Origin of the sequence: Porticoccus hydrocarbonoclasticus MCTG13d (assembly GCF_000744735.1) — a bacterium.
GTDB classification, from domain to species: Bacteria; Pseudomonadota; Gammaproteobacteria; order Pseudomonadales; family Porticoccaceae; genus Porticoccus; species Porticoccus hydrocarbonoclasticus.
The window spans coordinates 409,846-431,976 of the sequence record NZ_JQMM01000001.1 but is presented as its reverse complement, the minus strand read 5'-3'; the positions used below and the strand labels follow the sequence as shown (position 1 = coordinate 431,976).

Genomic DNA, 22,131 nt, shown 5'->3' with positions numbered 1-22,131 from the left:
CTGATATGCAGGAGTTGGCGTGGATATTTACCTGTTGTACCTTTGCCTCGGTGCTACCGCAGGTCTGATCAGTGGGCTGTTCGGTCTGGGGGGTGGTGTTGTTATCGTCCCTATTCTTATCTTCACCTTCACAGCCCAGGGTATGACTCAGGCGGTGCTGACTCATCTGGCTATCGGTACATCGCTGGCCACCATCGTGGTGACGTCGGTGAGTTCAATTTTATCCCATCACAAACACGGTGCCGTCCTGTGGACACTTGCCGGGTGGTTGACACCCGGTATTTGTATTGGTGCTGCTTTGGGTGCTGTTTTTGCGGTCAGTATTTCGGGCGCAGCACTTCAACTCGCTTTCGGTATATTTCTTTGTCTCGTGGCGTTAAAAATGGCATTCGCGCTCAGTCCTACCGGTGGTGCCAATATGCCCGGTCGAGCAGGGCAAAGCATGGTGGGTGCAGTGGTTGGTTTTGTTGCAAGCCTGTTCGGGATAGGTGGAGGCTCGCTCACGGTCCCGTATTTAACCTGGGTGCGAGTGCCGATGAAAAATGCCGTGGCTACCTCTGCTGCCTGCGGGCTGCCCATTGCGGTTAGTGGGGCGCTGACATACTGGTGGCAGGGTGTTGGTGAACCGGATCTGCCGGACGGGGCAATCGGGTTTATTTATCTCCCGGCATTTTTTGGAATCATTGTCGCCAGTACGATATTCGCGAGAGTCGGTGCGCGAGCCGCGCATCGACTGCCCGGTGAGATTCTTCGTCGCAGTTTTGCATTGTTATTGCTGATCATAGGTGTGCGGTTTATCTGGCGTAATCTCGGAGTTTGATGGGCGCACATGAATAGTTTGCTGAAAATACTTTGTGATGGCCATTTTCACTCGGGTGAGGAACTTGGCAGGCTGCTGGGTATTTCAAGAGCGGCGGTCTGGAAACAAATACAGAAAATCGAGCAAATGGGCCTTGATGTTAAATCACACCGAGGTTGCGGCTACTGTCTTATGACAGAGCTGGAATTATTCGATAAAAATACACTGATCCACAGTCTTTCGCAGACTTCCGGGTCGCTTATCAAGGAACTGCGAATTGAGTCGTCTGTGTCCTCAACCAATGATCTGGTTCGACATGCAGCTGAGCGGGGTGATGCCACCGGTCTGATCGTGCTTGCCGAGCAGCAAACAGCAGGTCGTGGACGGCGGGGAAGACAGTGGGTAAGCCCCTTTGGCAGGAATATCTATCTCTCCCTGGGCTGGGGGTATGACGGTGGTGTGCAGGTGCTAGAAGGTCTGAGTCTTGCGGTTGGTGTGGCCGTAAGGCGTGCCATTAAGTCCTGTGGCGTCGATGGGCTGATGTTCAAATGGCCGAACGATTTATTCCTGGAAAACAAAAAGGTGGGCGGGATTTTGTTGGAGATTCTGGGTGACCCCTCCGGCTTCTGCCAAGTGGTTGTGGGCGTTGGTATCAATCTGGGTATGTCCGATAAAAACGGTAAACTTATCGATCAGCCGTGGACAGACATCCGCTCAGTATCGGGGCAGCCGGTAAGTCGAAATGGATTGGCTGCCGCCATCATTGAAGAAATGATGGCCTTGCTGGCAAATTTTCATGAGGTTGGATTTGAAGCCTATCGTGAGGAGTGGTTGCAATCTGATATCAATGCCGACAAAGAAGTCAGCCTGTTGCTGATGAATAAAACGATTCAGGGTATTGCCAGAGGCGTGGACGAGAGCGGGGCATTGAAACTGGAGGTTGGTGAAGAGATCAAGCTTTTCAGTGGTGGCGAAATCAGTGTCAGGAGCGCAGGATGATTATCGACATCGACACAGGAAACAGTCGAATCAAATGGCGAGTCGTCAAGAATGGAGTGCCTGATTGCAAGCCGCCGGTCACAGATATCAAAACTCTGCTGGCGGCGGTTGAAACAGAGGGGCTTCCCACTCGAATTCGTCTTTCCAGTGTAGGTGGCAGGACTGTCGTTGAGGAGCTTGAGAAGCAGGCAGCCCAGTGGGGGTGCCGATTGCAGCAGGCCAGAACCACCCGTGAAGCCGCAGGAGTGCACTGCGGTTATCTTGAGCCTTCATCCATGGGGGTGGATCGCTGGCTGGCGCTGCTGGCTGTGCGAGATCAGTTTAAAGGTGCCTGTGTCGTCGTGGATGCAGGTACGGCTATCACGGTGGATTTGCTCAATGGGCAAGGTTATCACCTCGGCGGCTACATCGTGCCCGGGTTCTCGATGATTTATCAATCGCTTAATCGGGGAACCAGTAATATTCGGCTTGAGCCTCTTTCGATTGCGGATTGTTTGCCGGGGAAAACAACTGGTGAAGCGGTAAGTCATGGCGCATATTTGATGATCAAGACACTGATTGAGGCATCAAGGGCGACCTTGCAGACAAATACACAGCCCGTAAAAGTCATCGTCACTGGTGGAGACGGCTCCGCGCTCATCGGTGCTCTGGGTGGAGATTGCATTTATGTTAGAGATTTGGTGTTGGACGGTCTTGAAGTCATGTTTCCGTAGGCGTTGACCAGTGCGCTGGCTGTTTTTTGTTTTGATTTTAATCAACTTCGTGGCGGGCTATTGGTTCTACAACGGGGCCGTCTTTCGTGCAGGTCAACTTGATAGTGTGCAAACCGGATTGGCCTATCAAGAGAATGACAACTATGCCTCGCTCCTGTTGGTGGGGGAGGTGCCTGCTAGGCCTGAAGAGGCATCTGACCAGCAGCCGATATCGGATAATAACCATACACGCACCGCTATAGATGCCTTGTCGCTCGATAATGCCCGAGAATCCAATCTTTGCCTGCTTATCGGTCCCCTGGTCGATGTCAATCCTCAGGAACTCTATCAGCAGCTGTCGCCCTACCGTTATGGTGAAGAGCTTGTTTGGCGGGCCACCACAATTAGCGAGGGTTATTGGTTGATTATCCCGCCTCTCGGCTCTCAAGCGGAAGCCAGCAAGATGCTCAAAGACTTGCGAAGCAAGGAGATTGATAGTTTTTTGATTGCCGAAGGTGAATACAGAAATGGGATCACCCTCGGGGTATTCAGTGATAAAAGCAATATGGAACACTATCAGCGGGAGCTGGCAGATCAGGGGTATCCCGTGGTGATCGTTCCCCGTGTCAGCACGCGAGAAGAGCTTTGGTTGCAGCTGCGCCGGTACTCGGAACAGCAGATACCGAAAGACCTGGCAGACGTCCTCGATCAGCAAGATAAAAATATTGGACGACAGGTTATTAATGAGGCTTGTGTTGATCTGGTCCCGATTGAATAAGGCGACTTCAGATCCCCCGGCAATAGGGCTGCTCATGTGACGACAGGTTTAAAAGTGGAAAACAGTCATCCAGATTGCGGCAATGGTTGATTATAGTGTCAACTTTCACTAGAATCGCGCTCCCGATTTAATAGCGGGGTTTTTATAGAGCTGGCGTAGCTCAGTTGGTAGAGCAGCTGACTTGTAATCAGCCGGTCGGGGGTTCGACTCCTCTCGCCAGCTCCAATTAGTTCAGTTTTGGCGACCTGTTTGACAGCCAAACTGATGGCATGGACAATGTCCAGCCTTTTTCGCAGGGGTTCCCGAGCGGCCAAAGGGATCAGACTGTAAATCTGACGCGAAAGCTTCGGTGGTTCGAATCCACCCCCCTGCACCAGATTTTAGAGCAGGCACGATAGGTTGGTGTGCCTGATATGCCTTACCCGGGAGCGCGAATAGCACTGTGCCTCGGCAGCTAGGCAATCGCTGTTGAGGAGTGATCTCAGGTTGGCATAAAGAAGACGGATATTATTTAAAGGGTTAAATGGTCTATCTTCTCGAGCAAATGTGAATAAGGTAATTACCCCTGACGGGGTTGGTGTCGATTGAGCAGTCAATCGACACTTTATTATTTGACGGAGTGTTGTAAGCGTAGCGGGTATAGTTCAGTGGTAGAACCTCAGCCTTCCAAGCTGATGATGCGGGTTCGATTCCCGCTACCCGCTCCAATGCCTGTCTAGGTGTGTTTTTGCTCATATAGCTCAGTCGGTAGAGCACTTCCTTGGTAAGGAAGAGGTCACCGGTTCAAATCCGGTTATGAGCTCCAGTTTTTCTCCCCGGGTATGCTCCGTGGTGTTTTTATCTCAGGTGCCAGTTTTAATGAGGAGTGCTCGTCATGTCAAAAGCAAAGTTTGAACGTAACAAGCCCCACGTAAACGTTGGCACGATTGGCCACGTTGACCACGGTAAGACGACCCTGACAGCGGCGCTGACGCGGGTTTGTTTCGAAACTTGGGGCAGTGGCTCGGCGATGGCCTTTGATGGTATTGATAATGCGCCGGAAGAGCGCGAGCGCGGTATCACGATTGCGACATCCCATGTTGAATACGATTCTCCGAGCCGTCACTACGCACACGTTGACTGCCCGGGTCACGCCGACTATGTGAAGAACATGATCACCGGTGCTGCACAGATGGATGGTGCGATTCTGGTGTGTGGCGCGACGGATGGCCCGATGCCGCAAACCCGGGAGCATATCCTGCTGTCCCGTCAGGTGGGTGTTCCTTACGTTGTGGTGTTTCTGAACAAGGCGGACCTGCTGGCAGAAGATTGCGGTGGTGTTGGCTCTGAAGAATACAATGAGATGATCGAACTGGTTGAAATGGAGCTCCGTGAGCTGCTGGATGCCTATGACTTCCCGGGTGACGATACCCCTATTATTGCCGGTTCAGCCCTGATGGCGCTGAACGGTGAAGACGACAACGAGCTGGGTACCACGGCGGTCCGCAAGCTGGTCGAGGCGCTGGATGCCTATATTCCTGAGCCGGAGCGTGCGATTGACCAGCCGTTCCTGATGCCGATCGAAGACGTATTTTCGATCTCTGGGCGTGGCACAGTGGTGACGGGTCGCGTTGAGCGCGGTGTTGTCAAAGTGGGCGAAGAGATCGAGATTGTGGGTATCCGGGATACCACCAAGACAGTCTGCACCGGTGTTGAGATGTTCCGGAAGCTGCTGGACGAAGGTCGTGCTGGTGAGAACGTAGGTGTTCTGCTTCGCGGAACGAAGCGTGATGACGTTGAGCGCGGTCAGGTCTTGTGTAAGCCGGGCAGCATCAAGCCGCATACCAAGTTTGAGGCAGAGGTTTACGTGCTGTCCAAGGACGAGGGAGGGCGTCACACGCCGTTCTTCAAGGGCTACCGTCCGCAGTTCTACTTCCGTACCACGGATGTGACAGGCGCCTGTGAGCTGCCTGAGGGTGTGGAAATGGTTATGCCTGGAGATAACGTCCAGATGACAGTGACGCTGATTGCGCCGATTGCGATGGAAGACGGGTTGCGCTTTGCGATTCGTGAAGGTGGCCGCACGGTCGGTGCCGGCGTGGTCGCTAAAATTATTGAGTAATGGTGTTTTTTGAATGAACCCTGTGGTTGAAGTGCGTTTTCGCAGTTTCAGCCCCATGGTCAAGTTAGTTTTGTTTTAAGGTGACGCGACAGGCCAGTAGTTCAATTGGTAGAGCACCGGTCTCCAAAACCGGCTGTTGGGGGTTCGAGTCCCTCCTGGCCTGCCAATCTTAATCCTGTGTGCCCTCTGCAAAAGGCGGGCCCGGTCAGTAGGGGTGCTATCCGAGAATGAGTTCGGCAACGGAAGAAAAGCAGTATCGATTAGATGGCCTCAAATGGCTGCTTGTCGTGCTGCTGGTCAGCGCCGCTATCTACGGCAACTATTATTTTGCAACAGAGTCGCTGTTATATCGGGTTATAGCGATACTGGCAGTAGCCTTGGTGGCTGGCTTTGTTGCACTGCAAACCCGTAAAGGTGACGGTTTTATTACCCTGTTGCGCGGTGCCTACACGGAAGCGCGTCGGGTGGTCTGGCCAACACGGCAGGAGCGTAATCAAACAACCCTGATGGTGGTTGTGGTGGTGCTCGTGATGTCGCTGATTCTCTGGGGTCTCGACACACTATTCGGTTGGCTCGCCACAATGGTTATTGGCTAAGAGGTTCAGATGCGCTGGTATGTCGTTCACGCCTATTCAGGCTACGAAAAGAAAGTTGCCGCTGCTCTGAGAGAGCGTGTGGCTCTGTATGGTATGGAAGATCGTTTTGGCGAAATCCTGGTTCCCACTGAAGAGGTGGTGGAGATTAGGGGCGGTCAAAAACGCAAAAGTGAACGAAAATTTTTCCCGGGATATGTGCTGGTGCAGATGGAACTCGGTGATGATACCTGGCACTTGGTGAAAGAAACGCCCAGAGTTATGGGCTTCATTGGTGGTAAGGCAGACAAGCCCGCACCTATCACGGACAAAGAAGCAGAAATGATCCTGCAGCGCGTGCAGGATTCGGAAGATAAGCCGAGACCAAAAACCGTGTTCGAAGCCGGTGAGGTTGTCAGGGTAACTGATGGGCCGTTTAACGATTTCAATGGTGTTGTGGAAGAGGTTAACTACGATAAGAGTCGACTGAGGGTTTCGGTATCGATTTTTGGTCGTTCCACACCGGTTGAGCTGGAGTTTACCCAGGTGGAAAAAGCCTGAAGCAATAATTGTATTGTCGCTTCCCATGGGGGGTGGTGACGGGGAGCCAGTGACGGACGTCAAAGTCCTGAGGCGTTAATACCCATTAGAGGAGAAACCAAGATGGCAAAGAAAATTGATGCTTACATCAAGCTTCAGGTGGCCGCTGGACAAGCTAACCCCAGCCCGCCGGTAGGTCCTGCGCTGGGTCAGCGCGGCGTTAACATTATGGAGTTCTGCAAGGCATTCAACGCCCAGACTCAGGGAATGGAGCCCGGTGCCCCGGTGCCTGTCGTAATTACTGTTTATAGTGATCGCAGCTTCACGTTTACCATGAAAACCCCACCAGCATCTTTTTTGCTGAAAAAAGCAGCGGGTATCAAAAGTGGTAGTGGTCGGCCCAATACAGTCAAAGTGGGCAAAGTGACGCGTGCTCAGTTGGAAGAGATTGCCAATACCAAAATGGCTGATCTCACCGCAGCTGATATGGATGCTGCTGTTCGAACCATTGCCGGCTCCGCTCGTGCAATGGGTCTTGATGTGGAGGGTGTGTAAATGGCTAAGCCGTCCAAGCGTGTTCGTGCGATCCAGGAAAAAGTGCAAGTTGGTAAGCTGTATCCCATCAGTGAAGCCATTGCATTGCTGAAAGAATTCTCCAGCGTCAAATTTACTGAAACCGTTGATGTGGCTGTAAATCTGGGAATTGATCCCCGTAAATCCGATCAGGCAGTACGCGGTGCAACCACGTTGCCTAACGGCACGGGCAAGACCGTACGTGTGGCGGTATTTACCCAAGGTGATTCTGCCGAAGCGGCCAGGGCTGCCGGCGCCGATCTGGTCGGAATGGAGGACCTGGCTGAGCAGATCAAAGCCGGTAATATGGATTTTGATGTTGTGATTGCAGACCCTGCGGCAATGCGGGTGGTTGGTCAGCTTGGTCAGGTGCTCGGTCCCCGCGGCCTGATGCCTAATCCAAAAACTGGCACAGTGACCCCCGATGTGGTGACTGCAGTAAAAAATGCCAAAGCCGGGCAGGTGCGTTTCCGTGCTGACAAAAACGGCATTATTCATGGTGGCATTGGCAGCTTGTCTTTTGAGGCTGGTGCATTGAAGCAGAACCTTGAAGCATTGATTGCCGATTTGAAAAAGATCAAGCCAGCTTCTGCCAAAGGCATCTATGTGAAGAAAGTAACAATCTCCAGCACTATGGGGCCAGGATTGATTATTGATCAGGCCTCTCTGGAGGCTTGATGACGGGGGGCAGTATACAAGCCCCTAAATAACTTTGGGGTCTGGGTGGCGAGCTTTATTGGGCGCGCCCGGGCCGTCAAAGACCGTAGGTGCCCCTTGGGGTCTAATGTGATTTTCAGGTTCCTGTAACCGTCGTTGAAAAAAACGCCTACGCAGACGGTGTGACCCGGTTCAGTATATTTTGGCTGGATTTGATCACCGAAACGGTATCGATAGTAATTTTATCGATGCTTAAACCAGTAGAGAGCTCCCCCCGGGGGTGATCTATTAAATCCAGGAGATAATCTCGTGGCATTGAATCTCGAAAACAAAAAAGCGATCGTCGCTCTAGTTAACGAGACTGCTGGCAATGCATTGTCACTGGTAATCGCTGACGCTCGCGGCGTCAACGTGACGAACATGACTGAGCTCCGCGCGAAGGCTCGCGAACAAAATATCGACCTGCGTGTCATTCGCAACACACTTGCGAAGCGTGCATTTCAGGGTACGGATTTTGAATGCGTGACTGATGTGCTGACTGGTCCGTCACTGTTCGGTTTCTCTATGGAGGATCCGGGTGCTGCCGCTCGCCTGTTCAAAGAATTTGCCAAGACCAATGACAAATTTGAGATCAAGGCGCTGTCCGTCAGTGGACAACTGTTGAGTAAGGAACAAGTTGACGTTCTGGCTACCCTGCCGACCCGAGAGCAAGCTCTGGGAATGCTGGTCAGCGTAATGATTGCTCCAGTTACCAAACTGGCTCGCACGTTCAACGAAGTCCCCACCAAAGTGACACGTGTTGTAGCGGCTGTTCGCGATCAAAAGCAGGAAGCTGCTTAATCGGCGACATCGTTTACTTTAATTTACTTTTTATCAGGAGATTGAGTCATGGCTCTATCAAAAGATGACATTTTGAACGCAATTGCTGAAATGAGCGTCATGGACGTTGTGGAACTCGTATCAGCTATGGAAGAAAAATTTGGTGTATCTGCCGCTGCTGCTGTTTCAGTTGCTGCTGCACCGGCTGCCGCGGCTGCTGCGGAAGTCGAGGAGAAAACCGAGTTTGACGTTATTCTGAACGCCGCAGGCGAGAAGAAAGTCAACGTGATCAAGGTTGTTCGCAGCCTGACTGGTCTGGGGCTGAAAGAAGCCAAAGACCTGGTTGACGGTGCGCCCTCCGCTATTAAAGAAGGCGTTTCCAAAGCGGATGCAGACGCAGCCGTGAAAGAACTGGAAGAGGCTGGCGCAACTGTCGAACTTAAGTAAGTTCTACGGGTTTGACGCGCTGGTTGTCTGATAATCTATCAGGCACAGGCTGGTGGGCGATTTCGCCCTCCGGCCTTTTCCTGCTTATGGCAGATGCCTAAAGCGGGATCGACAAGGCCTTTTTGTTAAAAGGCCGGACGGCTGCAAAGCCGGGCAATGCTGGATGGTCGATTGGACCAAGTGAACGTGCTGGGGAATATGATGGCTTACTCGTACACTGAGAAAAAACGTATTCGCAAGGATTTTGGCAAATTGCCACAGGTAATGGACCTGCCTTTCCTTCTTGCGATTCAGCTCGACTCCTACCGAAATTTTACACAGAAAGGTGTTCCCGTTGAGCAACGGATGGATGCCGGTCTGCATGCTGCATTTAATTCTGTCTTTCCGATTGTGAGCTACTCAGGTAATGCGAGTCTCGAGTATGTTGACTACGTGCTGGGCAAGCCATCCTTCGATGAAGAGGAGTGTAAGCTACGCAGTGTTACCTTCGCTGTGCCGCTCAGAGTTCGTGTGCGTCTGGTTATTTATGACAAGGAGTCTGCCAACAAGGCAATCAAGGATATTAAAGAGCAGGAAGTCTATATGGGGGAAATTCCCCTGATGACAGATAACGGTACCTTTATCATCAATGGTACCGAGCGGGTTATTGTTTCCCAGCTACACCGCTCGCCAGGCGTGTTTTTCGATCACGATAAGGGTAAAACCCACTCCTCCGGCAAGCTGCTGTATTCCGCACGGATTATTCCCTACCGTGGTTCCTGGCTGGATTTCGAGTTTGATCCGAAAGACCTGGTGTTTGTGCGTATTGACCGGCGCCGTAAATTGCCGGCAACTATCCTGTTGCGTGCGCTTGGGTTCAGCTCAGAAGAAATGCTGGGAATGTTTTTTGAAACCAGCACATTCAACCTGGCTAAAGACGGCAGTTACTCACTGGATCTGGTTCCCTCCCGTCTGCGGGGCGATATCGCCGCATTTGATATCAAGGGCAAGGGCGGCAAGGTTATTGTTGAAGAGGGGCGTCGGATCACGGCGCGCCATATTCGTGAGTTGGAAAAAGAGAATGTCAGCAAGCTCGAGGTGCCCACCGACTACCTTTACGGTCGTCCTCTCGCAAAAGATCTGGTGGATCCAAACACTGGAGAGCTGTTGCTTGAGTGTAATACTGAAATTACCCAGGAAGCCCTCGATAAGTTGCGCGAAGCCGGACTGAAGTCGGTTGAGACGATCTATACGAATGATCTTGACTGTGGTCCATTTGTTTCTGACACCTTGCGCAGTGACAGTAGTCGTACCCAGCTTGAAGCGCTGGTAGAAATTTACCGGATGATGCGTCCCGGCGAACCGCCGACCAAGGAATCTGCTGAAAACCTGTTCAACAATCTGTTTTTCAGTCTGGAGCGTTATGATCTGTCCGGTGTAGGGCGGATGAAGTTTAACCGTCGTCTCGGTCGTGAAGAGGAAGTGGGTGAAGGTACCCTGAGCCGCGAAGATATTGTCGACGTGATGAAGGTTCTGATCGACATTCGCAACGGTAAAGGTGTGGTGGATGATATCGATCACCTGGGTAACCGCCGAATTCGTTCAGTGGGGGAGATGGCCGAAAATCAGTTCCGCATTGGCCTAGTTCGTGTCGAGCGTGCGGTCAAAGAGCGCCTCTCTGTGGCAGAATCCGAAGGGTTGATGCCCCAGGATCTGGTCAATGCCAAGCCCGTCGCTGCTGCGATGAAAGAATTTTTCGGCTCCAGTCAACTGTCCCAGTTTATGGACCAGAACAACCCGTTGTCGGAGGTTACCCACAAACGTCGTGTGTCGGCATTGGGCCCAGGTGGTCTTACCCGGGAGCGCGCCGGTTTTGAGGTTCGTGACGTACACCCTACGCATTATGGCCGTGTGTGTCCTATTGAAACGCCCGAGGGTCCAAATATTGGTTTGATCAACTCCTTGGCAGCCTATGCTCGTACCAACAGTTACGGCTTTCTCGAGACGCCTTACCGGAAGGTGATTGACCGCAAGGTGACTGATCAGATCGAATATCTGTCGGCGATTAACGAATCCAATTTTGTTATCGCTCAGGCCTCTGCTTCTGTCAATGAGAAAGGTGAGCTCAACGATGAGCTTGTCAATGTTCGTCACATTGGTGAATTTACGGTTAAACCGCCGGAAGATGTTCACTATATGGATGTGTCTCCCCAGCAGGTCGTGTCGGTTGCAGCAGCGCTGATTCCGTTCTTGGAACACGATGATGCCAACCGCGCATTGATGGGTTCCAATATGCAGCGTCAGGCAGTGCCGACGCTGGTGGTTGAAAAGCCGCTGGTGGGAACCGGTTTTGAGCGCCATGTGGCATCGGACTCCGGTGTCTGTGTAGTCGGTCGTCGCGGTGGTGTCATTGAGAACGTTGACGCCAGCCGGATTGTTGTGCGTGTCAATGATGATGAAGTTGAATCTGGCGATGCTGGTGTTGATATTTATAACCTCACCAAGTACACCCGTTCCAACCAGAATACCTGTATCAATCAAAGACCGATTGTCCGTCAGGGCGATGTTATAGCTCGCGGTGATATTCTTGCCGATGGCCCGTCTGTGGATATGGGTGAACTGGCGTTGGGCCAGAATATGCGTATCGCCTTCATGCCCTGGAATGGCTACAACTTTGAGGACTCGATTCTGATTTCAGAACGGGTGGTTCAGGAGGATCGCTTTACCACTATTCATATTCAGGAACTGACCTGTACTGCGCGTGATACCAAACTTGGGGCAGAAGAGATTACTGCCGACATTCCCAATGTCGGTGAGGCGGCGCTGTCCCGTCTCGATGAGTCCGGAATTGTCTATATTGGCGCCGAGGTTTCGGCCGGCGATATTCTGGTGGGCAAGGTCACGCCGAAGGGCGAAACCCAGCTGACGCCGGAGGAGAAGTTGCTCCGTGCCATCTTTGGTGAAAAAGCCTCTGATGTGAAAGACACCTCCCTGAGAGTTCCCTCAAGTACCAAGGGTACGGTGATTGATGTACAGGTGTTCACCCGTGACGGGTTGGAAAAGGATCAGCGCTCTCTGCAAATCGAGAAGGCTGCACTGGATCAGTTCCGTCAGGACCTGAATGATGAATATCGCATTATGGAAAATGCCACTTTTGAACGGTTGAGTGCCGCATTGGTAGGGCAGCCTGTGGTTAAGGCTCCCGGTCTCAAAAAAGGCGACAAGCTGACGGAAGAAATCGTCGCTGCTTATACCAGTGAAGAATGGTTCAAGTTGCGGATGAACGAAGACGCTCTGAACGAACAGGTTGCCAGGGCAGAGGAGCTGTTGACCGAGCGCCGCAAAATACTTGATGAGCGTTATCAGGATAAAAAGAGCAAGCTGCAAAGTGGTGATGATCTTGCTCCCGGTGTGCTGAAAACTGTCAAGGTTTATCTGGCCGTCAAGCGTCGCATTCAGCCTGGCGATAAAATGGCGGGCCGTCACGGTAACAAGGGTGTTATCTCCGTGATCATGCCCGTCGAAGATATGCCTTTTGACGAAAACGGCGTGCCTGTCGACGTGGTTTTGAACCCACTTGGCGTGCCGTCAAGGATGAATGTTGGCCAGATCCTTGAGACCCACATGGGGCTCGCCGCCAAGGGGCTGGGTGAGAAAATCGATCGTATGATCCAGGCTCAGCAGAAAACTGTCGAGATTCGCAAGTTCCTGCAGCAGATCTACGACGTGGGTCTCGGTACCAGTCCGGTCGAGTTGAATACGCTTTCAGATAAGGAAATAGGTGAGCTGGCCAACAACCTGCGCAAAGGTGTGCCGATGGCGACGCCCGTATTTGATGGTGCCCAGGAGGAAGAAATCAAGGCCCTGCTGGCTCTGGCCGATCTGCCGGAAAGCGGGCAAATGACGCTCTATGACGGACGTTCCGGTGATCAGTTTGAGCGACCTGTAACCGTCGGTTATATGTACATGCTGAAACTGAATCACTTGGTAGATGACAAAATGCATGCCCGCTCAACGGGGTCCTACAGTCTGGTCACCCAGCAGCCACTGGGCGGTAAAGCCCAGTTTGGGGGCCAGCGCTTTGGTGAAATGGAGGTGTGGGCGCTCGAGGCATATGGCGCTGCCTATACCTTGCAGGAAATGCTCACAGTCAAGTCCGATGATGTGAATGGTCGTACCAAAATGTATAAAAACATTGTGGATGGCGATCACAGCATGGAGCCCGGCATGCCGGAATCCTTCAACGTGTTGGTTAAGGAAATACGCTCGCTTGCTATCAACATCGAGTTGGAAAACGAGTAACGGTCATTATTAGGTTGGGGGCGGACCCAATGTCCGCCGCGCAAAGCTAGCACCCACTGGAGAAAGGCATTGAAAGACTTACTGAATCTGCTCAAGTCACAGGATCAAACCGGCGAGTTTGACGCCATACGTATTGGCCTGGCATCACCGGACATGATCCGGTCCTGGTCATATGGTGAAGTGAAAAAGCCGGAGACTATTAACTACCGTACCTTCAAGCCCGAGCGGGAAGGTTTGTTTTGCGCCAAGATTTTTGGTCCGGTAAAGGATTATGAATGTCTCTGCGGCAAATATAAGCGCATGAAGCACCGCGGTATCGTTTGTGAGAAATGTGGTGTCGAGGTCACACTGGCCAAAGTGCGTCGGGATCGTATGGGTCACATTGAGCTGGCCTGTCCGGTCGCCCATATCTGGTTCCTGAAATCGCTACCTTCCCGCATTGGTTTGATGCTGGATATGACCCTGCGTGAAATCGAGCGTGTTCTCTACTTCGAATCATTTGTGGTTACCGACCCAGGCATGACGACGCTTGAACGCGGCAACCTGCTCACCGATGAAGAATATTTTCAGGCCATGGAAGATTTCGGTGATGACTTCGAAGCTACGATGGGTGCCGAGGGCATTCAGAAGCTGATGAAGGATCTCGATCTGGAGCAGGAAATTGCAGATATCCGTGAGGAAATTCCCAATACCCGTTCTGAAACGAAAATCAAGAAATTGTCCAAGCGGCTGAAATTGCTGGAGGCTTTCCTGCACTCGGGCAATAAACCGGAATGGATGGTAATGGAGGCGCTGCCGGTATTGCCACCGGACCTGCGTCCGTTGGTTCCGCTGGATGGTGGCCGCTTCGCCACCTCCGATTTGAACGATCTGTACCGCCGGGTTATTAACCGTAACAACCGTTTGAAGCGCCTGCTGGAGCTGAATGCCCCCGATATCATCGTGCGAAATGAAAAACGTATGCTGCAGGAGGCCGTCGACGCCCTGCTGGATAATGGTCGTCGCGGCCGGGCCATCACCGGTTCAAACAAGCGTCCGTTGAAATCACTGGCAGATATGATCAAGGGTAAGCAGGGTCGTTTCCGTCAGAACCTGCTGGGCAAGCGCGTGGACTATTCGGGGCGTTCAGTGATTGTTGTCGGCCCGACCTTGCGTCTGCATCAATGTGGCCTGCCAAAGCGTATGGCGCTGGAGCTGTTCAAGCCCTTTATCTTCTCGAAGCTGGAGTTGCGTGGATTGGCAACCACCATTAAAGCGGCTAAGAAAATGGTTGAGCGTGAAGAGTCGGTGGTTTGGGATATTCTTGATGATGTGATCCGCGAACATCCCGTCTTGCTCAATCGGGCTCCAACACTTCACCGTCTCGGCATTCAGGCGTTTGAGCCGGTGCTGATTGAAGGTAAAGCTATTCAATTGCACCCGTTGGTCTGTGCGGCCTACAACGCCGACTTTGACGGCGACCAGATGGCGGTCCATGTTCCCCTGACTCTGGAAGCGCAGCTGGAATCCCGGGCGTTGATGATGTCCACCAACAACATCCTGTCTCCCGCTAGTGGTGAGCCGATTATTGTGCCGTCTCAGGATGTTGTGTTGGGTCTCTATTACATGACCCGTGAGCGGATCAATGCGCAGGGTGAAGGCCGGGTGTTTGGTAGCCTTCAGGAAGTTTCCCGTGTTTATTACGGCAAGCACGCGCATTTGCAGGCAAAGGTAAAAGTTCGTATCCACGAAGTTACCTTCAGCGAAGAAGGTGAGCGTCTGGCGCGTACCTTTATAGCTGACACGACAGTCGGTCGTGCGCTGCTCTGGGGTATCGTTCCGGAGGGCCTGAGTTTCGACTTGGTTAATCAGCCGATGACCAAAAAGGCGATCTCCCGCATTATCAACCGTTGCTATCGCGATGTTGGTCTGAAGGCCACCGTCATTTTTGCCGACCAGCTGATGTATACCGGTTTCGATTTCTCCACCAAATCAGGGGTTTCCATTGGAGTTAATGACTTCACTATTCCCGAAGCCAAGGGTGAAATCATTGCCCGAGCTGATGCCGAGGTATTGGAAATTGAAAGCCAGTTTTCCTCGGGCTTGGTGACCCAGGGTGAAAAATATAACAAGGTGATCGATATCTGGTCTCGTGCGAATGACCAGGTCGCCAAATCCATGATGGATGTCATCAGCACCGAGCCGGTTATCAACCGGGATGGCGTCGAGGTGGAGCAGGAGTCATTCAACTCTGTCTATATCATGGCCGACTCCGGGGCGAGGGGTTCTCCCGCCCAGATTCGTCAGCTGGCTGGCATGCGCGGCCTGATGGCTCGTCCGGATGGTTCGATCATTGAAACGCCCATCACTGCAAACTTCCGTGAAGGGCTGAACGTGTTGCAGTACTTTATCTCTACTCACGGTGCCCGGAAGGGTCTTGCCGATACCGCTCTGAAAACGGCTAACTCCGGTTATCTGACACGGCGTTTGGTGGATGTGTCCCAAGACCTGGTGGTGGTTGAGCATGACTGCGGTACCAGCGAAGGGCTGCTGATGACTCCGGTCATCGAAGGCGGTGACATTATTGAATCACTCGGTGACCGGATCTTGGGTCGGGTGGTGGCAGTGGATGTGATGAAAGCGGGATCCAATGATATCGCCATTGAAGCTGGCCTTATGATTGACGAAAAATGGGTTGATCGCATTGAGGCAATGGGTATCGATGAGCTGGTCGTTCGCTCCCCCATTACCTGTGAAACCCGTTTTGGTATTTGCTCTGTCTGCTATGGTCGTGATCTCGCCAGAGGCCACATGGTCAACCCTGGAGAAGCTATCGGGGTTATCGCAGCCCAGTCCATCGGTGAACCTGGTACCCAGTTGACAATGCGGACCTTCCACATTGGTGGTGCGGCGTCACGCGCCTCTGCTGTGGACAGCATCCAGGTAAAAATGAGTGGCACTGTGCGGCTTGTTAATATCAAGGTGGTCGAGCGTGAAAACGGCGAACTGGTTGCCGTTTCACGGTCGGGTGAACTGGCTCTGGCGGATGAAAATGGCCGCGAGCGCGAACGCTACAAGCTACCCTATGGTGCTACGATCAATGTGAAAGAGGGCGCTAGGGTACAGGCGGGTGAAGTGGTGGCCAACTGGGACCCCCACACCCACCCGATTATTACAGAAGTGGCAGGCCATATAGCGTTCTCCGGTATGGAAGAGGGGCTCAGTACCCGTACGCAAACGGATGAGCTGACCGGCCTTTCCAATATTGCCGTATTGGATCCCAATGAGCGCCCATCTGCAGGCAAGGATCTCAAGCCGATGGTGACTATGCTGGATGACAAGGGCAAGGAGATGACCTTCCCCAGCTCGACTGTTCCAGCACACTACATGCTGCCTACCCACGCCCTTCTCAGCGTCAGCAATGGGAGCCGGGTTGGTGCGGGTGATGTTATTGCGCGGATCCCTCAGGAGGGGTCGAAAACCCGTGATATCACCGGTGGTTTGCCCCGGGTAGCGGATTTGTTTGAAGCGCGTCGTCCCAAGGATCCCGCCATTCTCGCCGAGGTGACTGGTACTGTTACCTTTGGTAAGGAAACCAAGGGTAAGCGCCGTTTGGTGATTACCCCGACGGATGGCCAGACATTGCCAGACGGAAGTCCCTTCTACGAAGAGCTGATCCCCAAATGGCGTCAGTTGGGCGTGTTCGAGGGTGAGCATGTCGAGAAAGGGGAGGTGATAGCTGACGGGCCTGCCAACCCTCACGATATTTTGCGTTTGCAGGGTGTGGATTCGCTGGCGAAGTATGTCGTCAATGAAATTCAGGACGTCTACCGTCTGCAGGGCGTAAAGATCAATGACAAGCATATTGAGGTCATTGTTCGCCAGATGCTGCGCAAGGTCGAGATTAGCGATATGGGTGACTCATCGTTCGTAAAAGGTGAGCAGGTGGAGTACAACCGCGTCCTGGAGGAGAACGAAGCGCTCTACAACGATGGTAAAACTCCAGCTAAATTTGAGCGCCTGTTACTGGGTATAACCAAGGCCTCGCTGGCTACGGAAAGCTTTATTTCAGCCGCATCCTTCCAGGAGACAACGCGAGTTCTCACCGAGGCCGCTGTTACCGGTAAAGCTGATTTCCTGCGCGGCTTGAAAGAAAATGTGGTGGTGGGGCGTCTGGTGCCAGCGGGTACGGGTCTTACCTATCACAAGCAGCGTCGCGAAGCCCGGGAAGTTATTGGTGAAACAACGGTGAGTGCCAGCGATATTGAGGCAGCATTAAGCGAGGCGCTGAATTCGAGCGACGAATAAAATTTGCTTTGCAAGCGGCCCGTACGGGCCGCTTGACTCGCAGGTTCTCTGTCTTTAGAATGCCGCCTCCCTAAAGTGGGGTCCAGCTATCTGGATCTATTTATTGGAGCCTTCTGCGCGAAGGCGTTTTTATATCTGGAGTTAATGAATGGCAACGATCAATCAGTTGGTTCGTAAGCCGAGGAAACGCAGAGTTGCCAAGAGCGACGTTCCTGCATTGCAAGCTTGTCCCCAGCGTCGCGGTGTTTGTACCCGCGTTTATACAACAACGCCAAAAAAACCAAACTCGGCACTGCGTAAAGTTTGCCGGGTTCGCCTGACAAATGGTTACGAAGTCAGTTCTTACATTGGTGGCGAAGGGCATAACCTGCAAGAGCACAGCGTGGTTCTGATTCGTGGTGGTCGTGTCAAGGATTTGCCGGGTGTTCGTTATCACACCGTGCGAGGCAGCCTGGATACCGCTGGCGTGAATAATCGCAAACAACGTCGTTCCAAATATGGTACCAAACGTCCCAAAAAATAACGGACGTACTGTGTGTCGGTAAGAAGAACTGAGTAAGGCCGGGTGCGCGTCAGCGCCCAGTGAATCCCGGATAGCCCTGAAGAGAAGAGCAGACTATGCCTAGAAGAAGAGTTGTCGCCAAACGCGAAATTTTACCTGATCCAAAATTCGGTAATGTAACGTTGGCAAAGTTTATGAACCACGTCATGGTAAGTGGTAAAAAATCTGTTGCCGAGCGTATCGTTTACGGTGCGCTGACAGTGGTTCAAACCCGTTTGAAAGAAGATCCTGTGATGGCTTTTGAGACAGCGCTGGATAATATTGCGCCGATGGTTGAAGTTAAGTCCCGCCGGGTCGGTGGTGCAACCTATCAGGTGCCTGTTGAAGTACGTCCGTCCCGCCGTGTTGCGCTGGCAATGCGCTGGATGGTGGACTACGCCCGTAATCGTGGTGAGAAATCCATGTCCCAACGTCTGGCTGGCGAGATAGTCGATGCCTACCAGAACAAGGGTGGTGCTGTGAAGAAACGTGAAGACGTCCACCGTATGGCGGAAGCCAACAAGGCGTTCTCACACTTCCGGTTCTAGTTCCGGTTGGCGTGCTTTCGTTTTGCAAAAGGGTAGCTGGCACACAGCTACCTTTTGTAATTTTTAAGATTAATTGTTTGTTGGGGAAAAATTGTGGCTCGTAAGACTCCCATTGCCCGTTACCGGAATATTGGTATTTGTGCGCACGTAGATGCTGGCAAAACGACTACGACAGAGCGTGTGTTGTTCTACACGGGGCTGTCACACAAACTGGGCGAAGTGCATGATGGTGCTGCCACCACAGACTGGATGGCTCAGGAGCAGGAGCGTGGTATCACGATCACCTCGGCGGCTGTCACGACTTTCTGGCAAGGAATGGATCAGCAGTTCGATCAACACCGAATCAATGTGATCGATACACCCGGTCACGTTGACTTTACCATTGAGGTTGAGCGTTCGCTGCGAGTGCTGGATGGTGCGGTGGTAGTACTCTGTGGGTCTTCCGGCGTTCAGCCGCAGACTGAAACAGTATGGCGGCAGGCCAATAAGTACGAAGTGCCGCGCATGGTGTTTGTGAACAAGATGGATCGCGCTGGTGCTGACTATATGATGGTTGTCCGTCAGCTTAAGGAGCGTCTTGGGGCTAATGCGGTGCCATTGCAGATGACAATTGGCTCCGAAGAGAATTTCAAGGGTGTGGTCGATCTGATCAAAATGAAGGCAGTGCTTTGGAACGAAGCCGACCAGGGTATGACATTTCAATATGCCGAAATACCGGCAGAGATGGCTGACCAGTGTCAGGAGATGCGTGAGTTTATGGTTGAGGCCGCTGCCGAAGCCAATGAAGAGTTGATGAACAAATACCTTGAGGGCGAAGCGCTTAGCGAGACGGAGATCAAGGCTGGATTGCGTGCTCGTACACTGGCTAATGAAATCGTGCCGGTTCTCGGTGGCTCAGCCTTCAAAAACAAAGGTGTTCAGGCTGTGCTGGATGCGGTGGTTGAATATTTGCCGGCGCCCACGGAAGTGAAAGCTATTGAAGGTGTTCTGGATGATGGCGAGACAGTAGCGGTGCGCAAGGCCGATGACGATGAGCCCTTCTCTGCGCTGGCGTTTAAAATTGCTACTGATCCCTTTGTGGGTACGCTGACGTTTTTCCGTGTTTACTCCGGTACGCTGAATTCTGGTGATACGGTTTTAAATCCGGTCAAGAGCAGGAAAGAACGTATCGGCCGTATGGTGCAAATGCACGCCAATAACCGCGAGGAGATCAAGCAGGTGCTGGCGGGTGATATTGCAGCGGCGATTGGGCTAAAAGATGTGACCACAGGTGATACGCTCTGTGATTTGAACAATATTATTACACTGGAGCGCATGGAGTTTCCGGAGCCGGTAATCTCGGTTGCCGTAGAGCCAAAATCCAAGGCCGACCAGGAAAAAATGGGCATTGCATTAGGCAAGCTTGCCCAAGAAGACCCCTCCTTCCGTGTCAAAACGGATGAAGAGACAGGTCAGACCATTATCTCTGGTATGGGCGAGCTGCATTTGGATATTCTGGTAGACCGGATGCGTCGCGAGTTTAATGTCGAGGCCAATATCGGTAAGCCGCAAGTAGCCTATCGCGAAGCGATTCGCAATACCTGTGAGATTGAAGGTAAGTTTGTGCGTCAGTCCGGTGGTCGTGGTCAGTACGGTCACGTCTGGATCCGGTTTGAGCCGGGCGAGGACGAGAATGCTGAAGGTCTGGAGTTCGTCAACGAAGTTGTCGGTGGTGTGGTTCCCAAGGAATATATTCCGGCTGTCCAAAAGGGTATCGAAGAGCAGATGCAGAATGGTGTGCTTGCTGGCTACCCTCTGCTGGGCTTGAAGGCAACAGCCTATGACGGCTCATACCACGATGTCGATTCGTCTGAAATGGCGTATAAAATTGCTGCGTCTATGGCGACCAAGCAACTTGCCCAAAAAGGTGGTGCTGTTTTGCTTGAGCCTATCATGAAAGTTGAAGTCATTACGCCCGAGGAAAATATGGGCGACGTGGTCGGTGACCTCAACCGCCGCCGTGGCATTATTCTTGGTATGGACGAATGTGTTTCAGGAAAAGTTATTAATGTAGAGGTGCCCCTGGCAGAGATGTTTGGTTACGCAACCGACTTGCGTTCAGCCACTCAGGGCCGCGCTACATTTGCTATGGAATTTAACAAATACGCCGAGGCGCCGCGCAATATTGCCGATGAAGTCATCGCAAAAAACCAGCGCTAATTTTTGAAATATTAAAAAGCATATCTTTAAGAGGATCTAGACAATGGGAAAAGCAAAGTTTGAACGTAACAAGCCCCACGTAAACGTTGGCACGATTGGCCACGTTGACCACGGTAAGACGACCCTGACAGCGGCGCTGACGCGGGTTTGTTTCGAAACTTGGGGCAGTGGCTCGGCGATGGCCTTTGATGGTATTGATAATGCGCCGGAAGAGCGCGAGCGCGGTATCACGATTGCGACATCCCATGTTGAATACGATTCTCCGAGCCGTCACTACGCACACGTTGACTGCCCGGGTCACGCCGACTATGTGAAGAACATGATCACCGGTGCTGCACAGATGGATGGTGCGATTCTGGTGTGTGGCGCGACGGATGGCCCGATGCCGCAAACCCGGGAGCATATCCTGCTGTCCCGTCAGGTGGGTGTTCCTTACGTTGTGGTGTTTCTGAACAAGGCGGACCTGCTGGCAGAAGATTGCGGTGGTGTTGGCTCTGAAGAATACAATGAGATGATCGAACTGGTTGAAATGGAGCTCCGTGAGCTGCTGGATGCCTATGACTTCCCGGGTGACGATACCCCTATTATTGCCGGTTCAGCCCTGATGGCGCTGAACGGTGAAGACGACAACGAGCTGGGTACCACGGCGGTCCGCAAGCTGGTCGAGGCGCTGGATGCCTATATTCCTGAGCCGGAGCGTGCGATTGACCAGCCGTTCCTGATGCCGATCGAAGACGTATTTTCGATCTCTGGGCGTGGCACAGTGGTGACGGGTCGCGTTGAGCGCGGTGTTGTCAAAGTGGGCGAAGAGATCGAGATTGTGGGTATCCGGGATACCACCAAGACAGTCTGCACCGGTGTTGAGATGTTCCGGAAGCTGCTGGACGAAGGTCGTGCTGGTGAGAACGTAGGTGTTCTGCTTCGCGGAACGAAGCGTGATGACGTTGAGCGCGGTCAGGTCTTGTGTAAGCCGGGCAGCATCAAGCCGCATACCAAGTTTGAGGCAGAGGTTTACGTGCTGTCCAAGGACGAGGGAGGGCGTCACACGCCGTTCTTCAAGGGCTACCGTCCGCAGTTCTACTTCCGTACCACGGATGTGACAGGCGCCTGTGAGCTGCCTGAGGGTGTGGAAATGGTTATGCCTGGAGATAACGTCCAGATGACAGTGACGCTGATTGCGCCGATTGCGATGGAAGACGGGTTGCGCTTTGCGATTCGTGAAGGTGGCCGCACGGTCGGTGCCGGCGTGGTCGCTAAAATTATTGAGTAATAGCAATAAAGTACCTGTCTTGTTTGCG

The 22,131-nt window shown here is 52.6% G+C and carries 17 protein-coding genes and 5 tRNA genes; all 22 read left to right on the top strand.

Annotation, left to right across the window (positions count from 1 at the left end):
- The first annotated feature begins 19 nt into the window (after window positions 1–19).
- The 22 genes from U740_RS02120 (at window position 20) to tuf (U740_RS02015) (ending at window position 22,103) form a co-directional block, all read left to right on the top strand.
- Window positions 20–820, top strand: coding sequence for a sulfite exporter TauE/SafE family protein (locus U740_RS02120; protein ID WP_036858691.1), 801 nt, complete (start codon window positions 20–22; stop codon window positions 818–820).
- Between the two features lie 9 nt (window positions 821–829).
- Complete coding sequence (gene birA / locus U740_RS02115) at window positions 830–1,798, top strand: bifunctional biotin--[acetyl-CoA-carboxylase] ligase/biotin operon repressor BirA (protein WP_036858690.1); 969 nt, start codon at window positions 830–832, stop codon at window positions 1,796–1,798.
- Window positions 1,795–2,511: a type III pantothenate kinase gene (locus U740_RS02110; protein WP_036858688.1), complete on the top strand. Its 717-nt coding sequence runs from the start codon at window positions 1,795–1,797 to the stop codon at window positions 2,509–2,511. Before birA ends, U740_RS02110 begins: the two co-directional genes overlap by 4 nt.
- Window positions 2,512–2,521: 10 nt before the next feature.
- Window positions 2,522–3,268 carry an SPOR domain-containing protein gene (locus U740_RS02105; RefSeq protein ID WP_036858687.1) on the top strand — a complete coding sequence of 249 codons (747 nt, stop codon included), beginning with the start codon at window positions 2,522–2,524 and terminating at the stop codon, window positions 3,266–3,268.
- Between the two features lie 149 nt (window positions 3,269–3,417).
- A tRNA-Thr gene (locus tag U740_RS02100) sits at window positions 3,418–3,493 on the top strand.
- A 67-nt stretch (window positions 3,494–3,560) separates the two neighbouring features.
- Window positions 3,561–3,644, top strand: a tRNA-Tyr gene (locus tag U740_RS02095).
- 257 nt (window positions 3,645–3,901) lie between these two features.
- A tRNA-Gly gene (locus U740_RS02090) sits at window positions 3,902–3,975 on the top strand.
- Window positions 3,976–3,997: 22 nt separating this feature from the next.
- Window positions 3,998–4,073 (top strand) — tRNA-Thr (locus U740_RS02085).
- Between the two features lie 69 nt (window positions 4,074–4,142).
- Complete coding sequence (gene tuf, locus U740_RS02080) at window positions 4,143–5,369, top strand: elongation factor Tu (RefSeq protein ID WP_036858686.1); 1,227 nt, start codon at window positions 4,143–4,145, stop codon at window positions 5,367–5,369.
- 90 nt (window positions 5,370–5,459) lie between these two features.
- A tRNA-Trp gene (locus tag U740_RS02075) sits at window positions 5,460–5,535 on the top strand.
- A 61-nt stretch (window positions 5,536–5,596) separates the two neighbouring features.
- Entirely contained in the window at window positions 5,597–5,965 is a 369-nt protein-coding gene (secE, locus tag U740_RS02070; protein WP_036858685.1) for a preprotein translocase subunit SecE, read from the top strand.
- Between the two features lie 9 nt (window positions 5,966–5,974).
- Window positions 5,975–6,502: a transcription termination/antitermination protein NusG gene (gene nusG, locus U740_RS02065; protein WP_036858683.1), complete on the top strand. Its 528-nt coding sequence runs from the start codon at window positions 5,975–5,977 to the stop codon at window positions 6,500–6,502.
- A gap of 102 nt (window positions 6,503–6,604) precedes the next feature.
- Complete coding sequence (gene rplK, locus U740_RS02060) at window positions 6,605–7,036, top strand: 50S ribosomal protein L11 (protein ID WP_036858682.1); 432 nt, start codon at window positions 6,605–6,607, stop codon at window positions 7,034–7,036.
- Complete coding sequence (gene rplA / locus U740_RS02055; protein ID WP_036858681.1) at window positions 7,037–7,732, top strand: 50S ribosomal protein L1; 696 nt, start codon at window positions 7,037–7,039, stop codon at window positions 7,730–7,732.
- 288 nt (window positions 7,733–8,020) lie between these two features.
- Window positions 8,021–8,551 carry a 50S ribosomal protein L10 gene (gene rplJ, locus U740_RS02050; RefSeq protein ID WP_036858680.1) on the top strand — a complete coding sequence of 177 codons (531 nt, stop codon included), beginning with the start codon at window positions 8,021–8,023 and terminating at the stop codon, window positions 8,549–8,551.
- 48 nt (window positions 8,552–8,599) lie between these two features.
- Window positions 8,600–8,977 (top strand): 50S ribosomal protein L7/L12, encoded by a 378-nt coding sequence (gene rplL, locus U740_RS02045; protein WP_036858679.1) that lies wholly within the window; start codon window positions 8,600–8,602, stop codon window positions 8,975–8,977.
- Window positions 8,978–9,178: 201 nt separating this feature from the next.
- Window positions 9,179–13,258: a DNA-directed RNA polymerase subunit beta gene (gene rpoB / locus U740_RS02040; protein WP_036861020.1), complete on the top strand. Its 4,080-nt coding sequence runs from the start codon at window positions 9,179–9,181 to the stop codon at window positions 13,256–13,258.
- 69 nt (window positions 13,259–13,327) lie between these two features.
- Window positions 13,328–17,545 (top strand): DNA-directed RNA polymerase subunit beta', encoded by a 4,218-nt coding sequence (gene rpoC / locus U740_RS02035; RefSeq protein WP_036858678.1) that lies wholly within the window; start codon window positions 13,328–13,330, stop codon window positions 17,543–17,545.
- 148 nt (window positions 17,546–17,693) lie between these two features.
- Complete coding sequence (gene rpsL, locus U740_RS02030; RefSeq protein WP_036858677.1) at window positions 17,694–18,068, top strand: 30S ribosomal protein S12; 375 nt, start codon at window positions 17,694–17,696, stop codon at window positions 18,066–18,068.
- A gap of 95 nt (window positions 18,069–18,163) precedes the next feature.
- A complete protein-coding gene (gene rpsG, locus U740_RS02025; protein WP_036858676.1) occupies window positions 18,164–18,634 on the top strand; it encodes a 30S ribosomal protein S7 in 471 nt (156 codons plus the stop codon).
- Between the two features lie 93 nt (window positions 18,635–18,727).
- Window positions 18,728–20,833 carry an elongation factor G gene (gene fusA, locus U740_RS02020; protein ID WP_036858675.1) on the top strand — a complete coding sequence of 702 codons (2,106 nt, stop codon included), beginning with the start codon at window positions 18,728–18,730 and terminating at the stop codon, window positions 20,831–20,833.
- 43 nt (window positions 20,834–20,876) lie between these two features.
- Window positions 20,877–22,103, top strand: a complete 1,227-nt coding sequence (tuf, locus tag U740_RS02015) for an elongation factor Tu (RefSeq protein ID WP_036858674.1) — start codon at window positions 20,877–20,879, stop codon at window positions 22,101–22,103.
- Window positions 22,104–22,131: the final 28 nt, after the last annotated feature.